The organism is Marinitoga arctica (genome assembly GCF_054657315.1).
The window spans coordinates 1-15,306 of the sequence record NZ_BAAHYY010000043.1 but is presented as its reverse complement, the minus strand read 5'-3'; the positions used below and the strand labels follow the sequence as shown (position 1 = coordinate 15,306).

Here is a 15,306-nt window from a genome sequence, read left to right as displayed (position 1 = left end):
TGTTTTCTCATTAAAAAACACCCCTTTCTTTTTTTCAATTTTATAATATCCCTTTCTTATTTTATGTCAAAATCTTCTAGAAAGTGAATACGCACACTTTTTATTATACTACCCAAAATTATGATGATTGAACATAGTTAATTCAAGTATCTTTGGAAAGAGCCTTTCTTATTTTACCATTTACATTCTGAAAAAGATAGAAATTAATAATTTAGAATAACAGTCTGCAGGAATAAACCTGAAGTTTTTTATTTTTAATAAAAAATTTTATATTTATTATTCTTGCAAAAAAGAATAATATGTGTTAAAATAATAGAAGGAATATATTACTAGTTTATAATTTTAAAAAATTAATTTAATTAATATATCTTAGATAACTTAATTAAGTTAAAATTTTATTAAATAAATATATGAATTATTATGAAAGGTGGTGAAGTAAGTGTGATAAAAATTAATAATATTAATGAAGAAAAAATGCTTTCTTTATCAGGGTTACTTCATGATATTGGAAAATTTATGCAGCGTGCGGAAATCGAAAATGAAAATAATTTTGATAAAAAAGGATTTGAAGAAGATAAAAAATTATTTGCAGTCTTTAAAAATGGATATTTTAGTTATATTCATGCAGCCTATACAGCTTATTTTTTAGACAATTTTTTGAATATTAATAATAACGAACTAAAATCAAAAATAATTGATTTATCGGCTTCACATCACAAATCAAAGAATAATATTATTTCAAAAGCTGATATATATTCAGCTTCAATGGATAGAATAGTTGATGATGAAAATTTAGATGCTGAGGATTTGGAAAAATTAGAAAAAATTTATGGAAATAAAAATACATATAAGAAAATCAGGCAACAATCAATTTTTGATAAGGTTCATCTTTATAAAAAATATGATAAAGGAAATATTAATGAAAAATTAAAAGGAAAAAATAAGATAGAATTAGAAAAAATTGATTACGAAACTCTAGAAAAAATATTTCCAAAGTTTATTGAATCTGATGAGTTGATTCCTAAAGAAGGTAATTTATTAACAGATAAATATAATTATCTATGGGATGAATTTTTAAAAGAATATAAAGAAATATCTAAAATAGAAAATTTTGATACTTTCTATAGTCAGCTTTCCTATTTATTACAAAAATATACTTCTAATATTCCAAGTTCCACTATTAATTATCCAGATATTTCTCTCTATGACCACCTTAGAACTACTGCGGCAATTGCTTCTTGTTTAAGTAATAAAAATAATAAGTTTATATTACTAGAAGGTGATATTTCAGGCATCCAAAAGTTTATATTTAAAATAACAGATTCTGAAGATAAAAGTAAAGTTGCAAAAAGATTAAGAGGAAGAAGTTTCTATATTTGGTTACTTACTGAGGTAATAGCAAAATATATTATAAGATATTTTGATTTAACAATTTCAAATATTTTATATTCTGGTGGTGGCAAATTCCAAATAATTTTACCGGAAAAATTAAATAGAAATGATGAAGAAATATATGTTTCAAAAGAGTTGAAAGTTTTAGAGTATTCTATAAATAAATGGCTATCAGAAAAATTTGATGGTCTAATTTCTATTGTCTTTGGAATTTTGATTGAAGATTTCAATATATTAGATAAAAGGACAGAACGAAGTTATTCGGATTTGTTATATGAAATGAATAATAAACTTCAAGAAAAAAAACTTCAAAAATATGTAAATGAGATAATTTCTGAAGAGGAGTTTTTTGTTAACCAAAAAGAAAAACAGGAAGAGATTAAAAAATGTAAGATTTGTGGAGTTAAATTAAAAACGAATGAAAACTCTATTTGTAAAGAATGTCAAATACATGAGGGAATAGGGACTCATTTAGCTAAAGGCAATAAAGTAATAATTTTTTCAAAATCGGATATAAAATTTGATAATGAAGAAATTAAAAACTTGGTAAAAATTGATTTTGATGAATTTGGAAAAGTATATATAGCAAGAAATGAAAAACTCGAAAAAAATATTATTATTAAAGTAATGAATGATGAAAACTTACTAGATATTTTAAAAGTGAATAATACTAAAAATGAAAAAATAAAAGGGTTTAAATTTCTTGGGGATACTGTGCCTAAAGCAAAAGAAAAGATTTCTAAAGAAGATTTTGAGGATTTAGAATTTGAAATTGAAAAAGGAGCACCTTTAACCTTTGAAGCAATATCGAAATTGTCAATAGGAGATAAAAAACTTGGAATATTGAAAATGGATGTTGATAATCTTGGGATGATATTTGCTATGGGATTTGAAAAAGATAATAGCAATTCTGAAAAATCAATTTCAAGGATAGCATCTTTAAGCAGAAATTTTGATTTATTTTTTGGAGGATATTTAAATAAAATATGTGATAAAATTTTTGAAATTTGGAAAAATGAAGTAAAAAACTTAGAAGATCAGAAATTAATGAATATTGCTTCAAAAATAACAAATATTTTTTACATTACATATTCAGGTGGGGATGATTTGTTTATAGTTGGCCCATGGGATTATACAATAGAATTAGCTCTTGAAATAAGAAATGAATTAAAGAGATTTACCGGCTATAATCCAAATATTGAAATTTCTGGAGGTATTGCCATAGTAAAAAATAAATATCCAATATCAAATGCTGCTGAAATTGCAGAAGAAAATCTTGAAAAGTCCAAAAATCTTTCAACACAAAAAGGAATGATAAATGTTTTCGATACATCTTTAAGCTGGGAGGAAAAAGAAATAAATGGAGTAAAATATAAAAAATTTGAGGATGTATTAAATAAGGCTAAAGAATATACAAAATTAGTAAGAAATGATTCTATAAATAGAGGGTTAATTTATTATATTTATATGTTGAATAAAGAATATTGTGATAAAAGAAAAAATGTTAGTCCATTATATATCCCAAAATTATTTTATAAAGTATATAGAACAACGGAAAAGAGTTTAGCGGATAAAATAATTGATGATTTAATTGCAAAGGAATATTTTAAAGAATTTAAATTTATAGGTAGTTATATTTTAGAAAAAACAAGAGGAGGGATGTAAAGTGTCGGGAAGAGATGATTTTAATATTGTGGCGGAACTCAAGAAAATTGAGGGTAATGAACGAAAGAATTTATCTAAATTTTTAGAACCAAAAAAATATGCAACAACAGAAGGTATTGCCTATAAATATGCTAATTATTTAAAAAATAAGATGAAAACTGTTCAAATTAGAAATATATTTGCAACATTAAAAGAGTTTGAACAAGCTAATAGAGGAAAAACGGGCAATAACTTTGATGATTCGAAGAAATATATTTTATTAACACAGACTGCTTATGCAGTAGGAAGAAAAGTAGTACCTAAAAACTTTTATAATTTTATGGAATATTGTGTGGAAAGAATTAATAGTCCAGAAGATTTGAATGTTTTTGTTAAATTTTTTGAAACAATAATAGCATATTTTAAATTTTTAGAAAATTAGGAGTTAGGAGGGAGAAAAATGGATAATATAACTTTTAAATTTATGGGAAAGCACATAATAAAAGGAAAGATAAAATTATTAACAGGATTACATATAGGAGGAACAAATGAAGGGTTCCAAATTGGAGGAATTGACAATGTAGTTATAAAAAATCCATTGACAGATGAACCCATAATACCCGGTTCAACATTAAAAGGAAAAATGAGGAGTTTATTGGAATGGAAATATGCAAATATTGAAATAAAAAACAACAATAATAATATATCTAGTAAAGTAATAGGAGATAAAAGTGCGTTATTTATATTAAAGTTATTTGGCCAAACAAAAGATTGGAAAATAGATAATGATATATTAGGCCCTGTAAGATTAATATTTAGAGATGCAACATTAACAGATGAAAGTAAAAAAGAATTAGAAAAATATTTAGGTAAAAATATTTATACTGAAGTAAAAGCAGAAAATTCTATTGACAGATTAACATCTGCCGCTAATCCAAGATTTATGGAAAGAGTTATTGCAGGTAGTGAATTTGAATTTGAAATAGTTATGGATAACTATTCAAAAGAAGATTATAAAAATCTTAAATATTTATTTGAAGGATTATTAATGTTAGAAGATAGTTATCTCGGTGGTGGTGGAAGTAGAGGTAATGGCAAAATAGAAATAGAAATAGAAAAAGTATCTAAAAGAAATGCAGAGTATTATAGTACAGGAAAGGGAACAGCCATAAAGTTAAATATGACACCAAAAGAGATTTTAAAAGGATTTGACCAATTAGCTGAAAAATTTAAATTATAGGATGTGATATAGTGAAATATTATTTAGTAAGATTAAAACCAAAAGGTTTTTTTTCAAAAGTACCTTCATCCTATACACTTTTTGGAGCATTTTGTTGGGCTATTAAGGATTTATATAATCTGGATATAAAAGAATATATAAAAAAGTTTTCTAAAAATCCAGATTTTTTTATTTCAGATGTTTTTTTATATGATGAAAGAAATGCAGAATATTTATTACCAAAGCCTCTTTCAATGAACATTGATGTAAAAAAACATATGGAAGAATTTGAAGATAAATCAATTAAGCAAATTTTTGAAGAAGAATTTGAAAATTCATATGATAAAGATTTATATACGAAATCATTTAAACTTTTTTTAGTTAATAAACTTAAAAAATTCAAAAAAGTAAAATATATTAATAGTAAAGATTTTTTTGATTATATAAACGGTAAAAAATCAGGGATCGATATATTTAAAGAGTATATAAAAAATGAAAAAGAGAAAAAATTTGATAGAAATAAACCACAATTAGTCAATTTTTCATTACAAAGAAATAATATTGATAGATTAACAATGAGTGTTAATGAAGAGTCTGGTGGTACTTTTTATGAAAATGTTATTGCTTTAAATGGTTATGATTTATATTTCATATTAAAAACTGAAAAGATAGAATGGATGCTTCCACTTTTGGAATTTTCTTTTGAAAGGGGTATAGGAAAGAAAAAAAGTATAGGAAGAGGTCAATTTTCTTTCGAGAAAATCGAGGATGATAACGCAAGAGAGATTTTAAAGAAGATTGAAGAAAATATAAGCATTGAATCGGAATATAAGATAACTTTAAGTAAATATATTCCATTAAAAAATGAATTTGATGTTGGGAAAAATTCTTACTACCAAATAGAAGGTTTTAGAGGAGTTACGGAAGACAGAGAATATTTTAGCGGTAAAAATATTTTCAAAGCAAAAGTTAATTATGTAAAAGAAGGTAGTGTTTTAAAAGTAAAAGAACAAAAAGAATTTTATGGAGATATTCCAATTGTGAAATATATTGATGATAAAGAAATTTATCATTATGGATATGGATTTTTTTTAAACTTTAAGAGGGTGAAAGAATGAGCAATAATGCAAAATTAAAAATATTATCACCTCTTCACATTGGCGATGGAAATGAAATATTTCCGATAGAGTATTTTAAATATAAAGGATTCACCTATTTTGTTAATGATAAAATATTGATTAGTTCATTATCTGATGTTGAACAAAAAGAATTTTTAGATTGGATAAAAAGTAAATATCCTGAAAATCTAAATAGTTTTTTAGACAATAAAAATAGAAGTAATAAAACAATTGAACAATTAGTGAGAAAATCTATTAGAGTAACAAATGAAAATGTAGATGGTAATATTAAAACTATTATGAAAATTAAAGAAAAAGCATATATTCCAGGAAGTGAAATAAAAGGAGCTATTAGAACTGCAATTGTTTATTATATTTTAAAAAATGATGAAAGTCTGTATAATAAATTAAAGTCTGAAATGTTAGAATTACAAACAAAATTTGAGTTTCTTGTAGAAAAAATAAAAAATAAAAAGGGTAATTTGATTTTGTACAAAAAAGAAATAGAAAAAATAAAAAATATATCTTTTTATTTATTTAAAAAAGTAAATTATGATCAAATAAAAAAAGCAAATATTATAAAAGTAAATACGGTAAAGAAATTTCTTTCAAAAGAAATTCAAAAAGTATCAAAATTTATAGAAAAAAAAGCATTAATTTTGCATAATCAACAAGATGCAAAATATGATATTTTAAAAAATTTAATCATATCAGATACTTTTCCTAATGAAAGTGAAGTTAAAATTGGAAAAATCAATACTTTAAATATGAGTAGAAAAGGTAGTGAATGGATAGAATATATATATAGTGGAAAATTTGAGTTTAGTTTACATTTAAATAATGAATCTCATAAAAAACTAGTGGATATTACTAAGGATAATCAAAAAAAAGATATATTAAATTTAGATTTCATAAAAACTGCGTTATATGAGTATAGTAAAAGTATTTTAAATGTAGAAAAAGAATATTTTAAAAATAATAGTGAGGTTTTATCTAAAATACAAAACTATGAAAGATTGAATACTATAGAAAATCCTTTAATAAGGTTAGGAAAATATAAAGGATATTTGTCAAATACAGTTTCAATAATCATAAAAGAAAAAGATCCAGAATTATATGATGGTTTTCTAGTACATTGCACAAAAAATACAAGTTATACAAAAGAGAAATTTAATAAGTATTTTCCAAAAACTCGAAGAGTATTAGATAACAATATTATGGGATGGTGCAAATTAGAAATTAATTAAGAAGGTGATACTATTTTCTATAGCGTAGTTGTAGAATTAAAAGCTTTAGAAACAGGAGTTATACCAACTTATCCAGGGAAAAAAATTCATGGAATGTTTTTTAATGTATTAAAAAAAGCGAATGAAGAAGTATCAAAAAAACTTCATCAAAACTTTAATAATAAAGCTTTTACAGTTTCATCTTTTTTAGGGAAAAAAGTAGATGAACCAGTATCTATAATAAAAAACAAAAGGTATTACATAAGAGTGACATTTTTAGATGAAAAAATTTTTAATTTATTTACCGTTACAATGTTTAAAAATAAAATATTCAAAGAAGAAATTAATATAGAAAATATTAAATTTTCTATATTAAGGGTGATATTTGATAAAGAGCAAAGTAAATGGGCAGGTGTTTTGTCTGTTGATGAAATGCTAAGCAAAAAGGAATATTCAAATAAAATCGAACTTAAATTCTATACACCAACATTATTTAAAATAGGTGATAAACATTTAAGATATCCTGATGAAGAAAAAATATATACAGGATTATTAAATAAATTTAATAAATATAGTGAATCTAAAATTAATGAAAGCATAAAAGATGAATTTTCAGGTATAAAAATAATTAATAAAAATATAAGAAGGAAAAGAGTTTTTATAAGCAATTTTTACTTAGAAGGGTTTGTTGGGAATGTTGAATTTGAAATTCCCCCAGAAAATATTGAATTAATAAAAGTAGTGAATATATTATCAGAATTTGCATTTTATGCTGGTGTTGGATATAAAACTACAATGGGAATGGGGCAGGTAAAGAGGGTGAATAATGAATGTATAGCAATATAGTATTAACAGGTGGAAAATCAGCAATTGTTGGTAAAAATGTCTGTGCAAATTATATAAAAGAAAATAACATAGAAAATATTAATAATATTGATATGGAAAAAATAGATGAATGGGTAAATAAGGTAAAGGAAGCATTAAGGGATCATAATAAAGAATATACTAATATTAGTGTTGAATATTCATTAATAAAACGATTAAAAGATAATAAAAAATTAAGTGAAAGTCCGAGAATATCTTTAATACATACAAACACTAAAGAGGGAATAGCTGCAGCTAAAATTAATAAAATAGCTTTTGAAAGAGATTTTAACGCTGAAGTGACGTTAAAAGGTGTTGACTTTGACATTGATGACAGATTTAATTTAAACAAACAATTAGGAGAATTTATGGATATTTTGGTTGTTGAATTGCAAAAGGGAACAATATATGATACATTTTTTTCACCAACTCCAGGTTATAAAGTAATGTCATATTTAGGTTATGTAGCAGGTTCGTTTTATGGTTATAAAATGGGATATTTATATGAAGAGAAACCTGTATTACAAGAAATTCCATCAATGCCAATAAAATTTAATGTGGAAGAAATTGTTGAATTTTTACCACTTATAAAAAAAATTGAGAGTACAGAAGTTAAATTAAATGATTTGACGTATATAGAGAGAAATTTTATTGAAGAGAATACATATCTTTTTGATATTATTGATAATTTTATTATTTTAAATGCATTTGGTGTTTTTTTATTAAAAGGAATATTAAAAACAGAAGTGTATATTAGTGATTTTATTAAAGATATGATAACTAAAAATCCTGATAAAACAAAATTTATAAAAAGTCAAATTCTTGAAATGATGAGAAAAATTCAAAAATTTAAGTCAGATAATAATTCATATAAAGGAGAATTAATGCATAACAAATCATGGAAAGTTGATAAACCATATTTATATAAGGCATCAAGAGACCCATTTAGAGCTATTTGGGACTTTAAAGAAAATAAAATATATTTATATTATATTTGGTTTGATCATGATAAATATGAAAGGGAATACACAAGCAAAAATGAAAATATATTAAATAATACCAAATTTGCTTTATTTGAATTATAGGGGGCAAAAATGAAAAAGATATTAATAGTCTCTTTTTTGGGGAAAAGTAGTAAGTATTATGAAACATTTTATTATTCTATAGAAAGTCCTGGGAAGAAGGTAAAAAAAAGATTAAGTCCTTTGGCTAATGCAATTTTAGAAAAAGAAAAAGGACATGATGTTGAGATAATTTTTTTTGTAACAGATGAAGTGAAAAATAACTTTTTAAATGATAAAAATAATGAATTTTCAAGTAATCTATTAAAGGAATTAGAAGAATTTCAAGATTTAGGAATAAAAATTTCTTATAAAGATATACCTGATGGGAAAAATTATAAAGAATTAGAAAAAATAATGGAGGAAATAGAAAATTCCTTATTGTATTTCAGAGGGGATAGAATTATATTTGATTTAACGCATGGTTTAAGACATATGGCAATTTTTACATCTAGTATAGTGTTTTATTTTAAAAACTTAGTGGAAAAAGTTAATAAATTAGAAATAAAAATAGTTTATGGAGCATATGAAATAGGGAAAAAGATAGAAGAAAATTTAAAAGAAGTTCCTATTTTAGATATAACTCAAACACTCGAACTTTCAGATTTAACAATAGCTTTGGAAGAATTTGAAAAATATGGAATTATTGAAAGAATAACATCATCTTTAGAGAACATACAAAAGATAGTTGCAAAGAATAGATTGTGTAATTTAAATAAGTTAAAGTTTTCTTCTTTATCAAGAGAATTAAAGCTTTTTGAAGAATTATTAGTAATACCCTCTCCACCAGAAAAAATTGCTAATAGTATATATAAAATAAATGATATATTAGATAGTAGTATTAAAGAGTTTAAAGAATGTTCTGTAAAATCAGAAAATCTTTTTTTCATAAAACCAATAGAAAAGTTCTTAGTAGATTTTCAAACAATAGTTCTGGAGAAATTACCTTTAGAAAAAGAAATAAATAAATTTCCTAACATAGTTACTTTAGAAAAAATTGAATTTATGAAAAATATAATAAAGTTATTGATAAATTGGAAAAAGTATTCTGAATCTATAATACATTTAAGAGAACTTCTTATAGATATAACACTTTTTGAAAAAAACAAATTTTTTTATTATAACAATAAAGATTTTAGAGAGAAATATTGGTTATATTCTCAAGATCTAAGTGAAGCAATTAATAAAGACCTATCACATGAAATTTCTGAATTATTAAAAAATGTAAAAGGTTGGAGAAATAGCATAGCACATGGTGGAAGAGCTAATACATCTATTTCTAAAAATACTCTTGAAGAAAATTTAGAAAAAGCTTTATCTAAGATAGATAAAATAATTTTAGATTTAAAAAATACAAAAATTAGTTTTAAAAAGATATATTTATTAAACTCTACAATAATGCCAATATCAAAAGAAAATCAAGAAGGAAGATTTTATGTATTGAAATTAACAAAAAATGAATTTAAAACGATGTTGGAAAAAGCATTAGAAGATAATACTTTAGATTCTGCTGTTGGTCATGAATCAGTAACAGAGTTTATAAAAGATAAATTTAAATTAAATGTGCCTTTACAAAGAAAAGAAATATATTTTGAAAAAGGTGAAAGTGCCTTAGTCATAAAATTAGAAAAAAGGCCAGAAGAAGGAAGAATATATACTAAAGAAGAAATGGATTTTATGGAACAAAATAATTTGATAGGTTATTATTATATATATAGAGAAGGGTAATTATGGCTAGTGAATATAAAAAATTAGCATTAGAAGCTGAAGAAAATTTTGAATTTGAAAAAGCATTAGAATATTTTGAAAAAGCAGAAAACGAGCTGTCTGTAAAAGACGGCTCGTTGGTAAAATATGGAGAATTACTGTTTGAATTTCAAAATTATCAAAAAGCAAAGGAGATATTTGAGAAAATAGTTAATGAAGAACCAGAGAAAAAATATTTATTAAAATTAGCAAAAATATATGAAGAAGTTAATGAAATGAAAAAGGCATTAGAAATATATAAAAAATTAGAAATAAAAGAAAAAATACTAGAAATTCAAGATAAAGCAAATTTATTCTCACCATCTTCAAATTTAATAAGAAGATTTATGGAATTATTTTCCGGAAGAGAAGATGTATTTTCAATTCAATTTGATAATGGATATAAGCCGGTAAGAAGACCATTAAATTATAAAGATGTAATTCAACATTTAAAGGGTGAAAAAACAATTGGAATATATCAATTAAAAAAAGATAATTCCATAAAATTTGCAGCATTTGATATAGATATAAAAAAATCATATTTACATGATGAAAATAAATATATATATGAAGAAAATAGTAGAAAAGTTGCTAAAAAACTTATTTCAGAACTTAACAATGAAAATATTAATAATTATATAGAATATACAGGAAATAGAGGTTATCATATCTGGATGTTTTTCGACACACCAATACTTAGTTATAAGGTAAAAATAATCATGGAAAAAATATTAGAAAGAATAGATTTAGAAGAAGGAATAGACGTAGAAGTATTTCCCAAACAAACTGAGTTAAATGGAGGATTAGGTAATTTAATAAAAATACCACTTGGAATCCATAGAAAAACAGGTAAAAAATGCTTATTTGTAAATGAAAATTTTGAATTTGTTCCAAATCAAACAAAATATTTATTTGAAATAAAAGAAAATAAAAAAGAACAAATTGAATCGTTATTTAAAGAATATATTGATGAAAATTATGAAATACATGAAAATGAAACAGCTTATAAAATCCCGAAAACCCATTCAAATAATAAAACTAAAAAATCAAACAAAATAAAAAACGAGATTAGGAAGAGAATATCAAGACAAACTTCGAGTGAAATTAATACATTAGTAAATGGTTGTGTCATTTTAAACCAAATAATAAATAAAATCGAAAAAGAAGCGTATATATCTGAAGAAGAAGAAAATATTCTTATTAAATCAATGATAAAAACAAAAGATGGAAAAAGTAATGTATTAAAAATTTTAAAGAAAACAATAAATTATAATCCGAAAAGATTTGAAATGATAGAAAAACAAAGCACTGGAGTTCCAATAACTTGCGAAGAAATTAGGAAAATAATATTAAATAAAAATTTATCTTTAAATTTAGAAAATTGTACATGCAAATTCCCAGGTAATTATAATACTCCATATGCTATTATAGCCAATATAGAAGATATATTTTTAGACAAAATAGATATAAACGATATAGCTAAAAAAATTGTAGAAAAAAACTCTGAAAAATTCGAAATAGAAAAGGAAATTAAAAATTTAAAGAAAATGATATTAAAAAAAATGGGAGACGAAAATGAACTAAGAATAGAAATAGGAACAATAAAACGAAATGGAAATGATGTTGAAATAATACTATAGGTGATAAAATGGTTATTTATATAACGGAACAAGGAGCTGTTTTATCGAAAAAACAAGGGAGATTAATAATATCAAAAGAAAATAAAGTTATTTCAGAAATACCATTAAATAAAATAGAAAAAGTTAATTTAATGGGAAATATTTCTTTAACAACACCCATAATAAATTATTTTTTAGATAAAGAAATAGAAGTAATTTTTATGACACAAACTGGGAAATACAGAGGTAAATTATATACTGATGAATATAGAAATGTATTATTGAGAATAAAACAATATGAACGTTCTAAAGACAAACTTTTTAAACTAAATATCTCAAAATCGATAGTAATAGGAAAACTAAAAAATTCATATGATTTTTTGTTAAATAGAAGCAAATACTTACCCAAAGGTGAATTAAGTAAAGAATTAGCAGCAATAAGAAAAACGATTGAAAAGGTAGAAAAAGGTAAAAATATTGATGAAGTAAGAGGTTTTGAAGGTATCGGTACAAAATATTATTTTCAAGGATATAAAAAATTAATAAAAAATAAAGATTTTGGATTTGAAAAAAGAACATTGCATCCGCCAAAAGATCCTATTAGTGCTATGTTATCCTTTGGATACTACTTTTTATATAATGAAGTAATGGCAGCAATAAATATAGTAGGTCTTGATCCATATTTTGGTAATTTGCATACAATAGATGTTTCAAAAAAATCGTTATTATTTGATTTAGTTGAAGAATTTAGAAACATAATAATAGACAGTTTTGTTTTAAATTTAGTGAACAGAAATGAAATAACTATAAATGATTTTAGAAAAAAAGAAAAAGAAAAAGAAATAATTCATTTTACAGATGATGGAATGAAAAAATTTATTTCAAAATATGAAAATATGATTGCTCAAAAAATGAAATACCATCTTGATGATGAAACAAATTATATAAGAACAATATTTCAAAAACAGGCAAGACATTATGCAAGAGTTATACTTGGTGATGAAAAAGAATATATACCTTTTTATAGGGTGGGGATATAATGTTTTATGTTGTTAGTTATGATATTACAAATGATAAAAGAAGAAGAAAAGTAGTGAAATACCTTGAAAGTTATGGGATAAGAGTTCAATATAGTGTTTTTGAAACGGAGTTAAATCAAGACCAATTGAAAACCTTAATAAAAGGATTAAAAAAGAAAATAAATAAAAAAGAGGATACTATAAGAATATATCCAATCTCCAAAGAAAGTAGAAAATATATAGTAACAATAGGTATAGATAAAGGAAAATTTTACGATAAAGATTTTTTAATAATATAACGGGGGGATGGAAATGTATTTGAATCTTTACGAAATAAAAATACCTTACAAAGTAAAAAGATTATATTATTTTAACAAAGAAAATGATCCAAAAGAATTTTCTAAAAATTTAAGCAGAGTAAATAATATTAGATTTAATGATTCTAATGATTTAGTGTGGTTAGAAATACCAGATGTAGATTTTAAGATTATTCCACAGCAGGCGGAAAAATATAAAATAGAAAAAAATGAGATAATTGAAGAAAAAGAAGATCCTAATCTTTTTGTGAAAAGTATATATAAATATATAAAAAAGAAATTCTTGGATAATAATTTTTATTATAAAAAAGGAAATAATTTTATTTCAATAAATGATAAATTTCCATTAGATAGTAATGAAAATATAAATGCTCATACAACATATAAAGTTAATATTCATAAAATTAATGACAAATATTATATATCAATACTTCCTAAATTTACCTTTCTCTCAGATAAAACGGCTTTAAATTCCCCCATAAAAAGCTCTTACCTATTTAATATAAAATCTGGAAAAAGTTTTCCTTACATATCAGGATTAAACGGAGTGTTAAAAATAGATCTTGGTAAAAATGGAATAAAAGAAGTTTCATTTCCAGAAAATTATTATTTCAATTTCAATTCAAAAGAAGCAGAAAAATACGGATTTTCAAAAGAAATTCATAAAATTTATAAAGAAAAATTACTTTCTGGTTATAAAAAAATTAGACAAAACTTGTATTTTTTAGAAGATATTATAGATGTTAATAACAATTATAATTTATCTATAGATAAAAAAATATTTGTAAATATTGAATATGAATTTAAAAAAGGAAGATCGAGGAATGTAAAAGATGTTTTCAAATATTCTTTTTACAAAAATGAACAGACAATAAATATAGCGTTCTTTTTTAGTTCTAAAAAGCAAATATATGAAATTCAACGTTCGCTAAAAATTTTATTTCAAAATAAAAATTCAATTTTTTATCAAACTATGCAAGAATTAGGTTTTTCAAAAGTAATATTTTTAAAAGATCAAAAAACAAATAGTTCAGTATTTATGTATAATCCTGAAACTTTTGAAATTACAAACAGGGATTTTTTTGAAAATATAGAAGGAAATGTTATGGCTATAATATTCCTAGATAAATATTTAGGAAACATAGAGCCATTAATACAAAAATTTCCTAAAAAATTGATTTTACAACCGATTTTAAAGGAAAAGATAGAAAAAATTCAACCATATATAATAAAAAGTTATGTATATAAAATGGGAAATTTTATTTCTGAGTGTCAACCATATGTTATAAAAAATTTAAAAGAAAAAAGTAATACAATTTATATAGGATTAGATTTAAGTCATGATACTTACTTGAAAAAAAGTAATTTAGCAATATGTGCAGTTGATAATTTAGGGAACATTCTATATTTAAATAAACATAAAGATTTAGAATTAAATGAAAAAATGAATCTTGATATCTTTGAAAAAGAATATATACAAGTATTAAATAAATATAAGGAAAAATATAAAAATTATCCTGAAAATATTATTTTATTGAGAGATGGAAGATATCTTGAAAATATAGAAATAATGAAAAATATTTTGAATATTGAAAATATAAAATATTCATTAATAGAGGTAAATAAAAGTGTAAATATTAATTCATATGATGATTTAAAAGAATGGATAATAAAATTATCTGAAAATAATTTTATTTATTATCCAAAAACATATTTAAACCAGAAAGGTGTAGAGATAAAAATAATAGAAAATAATACAGATTATAATAATGAAAAAATATTAGAACAAGTGTATTCACTAACAAGAGTAGTTCATCCAACACCATATGCTAATTATAGACTACCTTACCCACTTCATGTAGTAAATAAAGTAGCTTTAACAGATTTAGAATGGAAATTGTATATTCCTTATTTGTAATAATTAAAAAATAAAAATGTTCAAAATGAATTAAATCCACTATTAAAAATGATTTGAAAAAATCTATATTAGGACGTCCAAAAAGTCTAAAGGCCAAAAAAATTAGAAATCTTCTTTAAAGGAAAATTATGAAAAAGATTAAAAAGAACAATAAGGTTGAATG

Annotated in this window: 12 protein-coding genes; all 12 read left to right on the top strand. The window is 23.0% G+C overall.

The features are described 5' to 3' along the window. Positions 1-441: 441 nt before the first annotated feature. From cas10 to ago, 12 genes are read left to right on the top strand one after another with little or no spacing between them, the layout of a single operon-like run. The gene (cas10, locus tag ACYQ44_RS09740) at positions 442-3,057 is read left to right on the top strand and encodes a type III-A CRISPR-associated protein Cas10/Csm1 (RefSeq protein ID WP_459996974.1); all 2,616 of its coding nucleotides are present in this window, start codon (positions 442-444) and stop codon (positions 3,055-3,057) included. Between the two features lies 1 nt (position 3,058). Then, positions 3,059-3,478, top strand: a complete 420-nt coding sequence (csm2, locus tag ACYQ44_RS09735; protein ID WP_459996972.1) for a type III-A CRISPR-associated protein Csm2 — start codon at positions 3,059-3,061, stop codon at positions 3,476-3,478. A gap of 18 nt (positions 3,479-3,496) precedes the next feature. Then, positions 3,497-4,276 (top strand): type III-A CRISPR-associated RAMP protein Csm3, encoded by a 780-nt coding sequence (gene csm3 / locus ACYQ44_RS09730; RefSeq protein ID WP_459996970.1) that lies wholly within the window; start codon positions 3,497-3,499, stop codon positions 4,274-4,276. Positions 4,277-4,287: 11 nt separating this feature from the next. Continuing rightward, complete coding sequence (gene csm4, locus ACYQ44_RS09725; protein WP_459996968.1) at positions 4,288-5,373, top strand: type III-A CRISPR-associated RAMP protein Csm4; 1,086 nt, start codon at positions 4,288-4,290, stop codon at positions 5,371-5,373. After that, positions 5,370-6,620: a type III-A CRISPR-associated RAMP protein Csm5 gene (csm5, locus tag ACYQ44_RS09720; RefSeq protein WP_459996966.1), complete on the top strand. Its 1,251-nt coding sequence runs from the start codon at positions 5,370-5,372 to the stop codon at positions 6,618-6,620. The genes csm4 and csm5 overlap by 4 nt, the downstream gene beginning before the upstream one ends. Positions 6,621-6,632: 12 nt before the next feature. Next, positions 6,633-7,445 (top strand): CRISPR-associated endoribonuclease Cas6, encoded by an 813-nt coding sequence (gene cas6 / locus ACYQ44_RS09715; protein ID WP_459996976.1) that lies wholly within the window; start codon positions 6,633-6,635, stop codon positions 7,443-7,445. Continuing rightward, positions 7,430-8,548, top strand: coding sequence for a hypothetical protein (locus tag ACYQ44_RS09710; RefSeq protein WP_459996964.1), 1,119 nt, complete (start codon positions 7,430-7,432; stop codon positions 8,546-8,548). The genes cas6 and ACYQ44_RS09710 overlap by 16 nt, the downstream gene beginning before the upstream one ends. A gap of 9 nt (positions 8,549-8,557) precedes the next feature. Then, positions 8,558-10,252 (top strand): STIV orfB116 family protein, encoded by a 1,695-nt coding sequence (locus tag ACYQ44_RS09705; protein ID WP_459996962.1) that lies wholly within the window; start codon positions 8,558-8,560, stop codon positions 10,250-10,252. Between the two features lie 2 nt (positions 10,253-10,254). Then, positions 10,255-11,910, top strand: a complete 1,656-nt coding sequence (locus ACYQ44_RS09700; protein ID WP_459996960.1) for a CRISPR-associated primase-polymerase type A1 — start codon at positions 10,255-10,257, stop codon at positions 11,908-11,910. Positions 11,911-11,918: 8 nt separating this feature from the next. After that, positions 11,919-12,929: a CRISPR-associated endonuclease Cas1 gene (gene cas1 / locus ACYQ44_RS09695; protein ID WP_459996958.1), complete on the top strand. Its 1,011-nt coding sequence runs from the start codon at positions 11,919-11,921 to the stop codon at positions 12,927-12,929. Continuing rightward, positions 12,929-13,207, top strand: coding sequence for a CRISPR-associated endonuclease Cas2 (gene cas2 / locus ACYQ44_RS09690; RefSeq protein WP_459996956.1), 279 nt, complete (start codon positions 12,929-12,931; stop codon positions 13,205-13,207). Before cas1 ends, cas2 begins: the two co-directional genes overlap by 1 nt. Before the next feature lie 13 nt (positions 13,208-13,220). After that, a complete protein-coding gene (gene ago, locus ACYQ44_RS09685) occupies positions 13,221-15,143 on the top strand; it encodes a protein argonaute (protein WP_459996954.1) in 1,923 nt (640 codons plus the stop codon). The last annotated feature ends 163 nt before the right edge of the window (positions 15,144-15,306 follow it).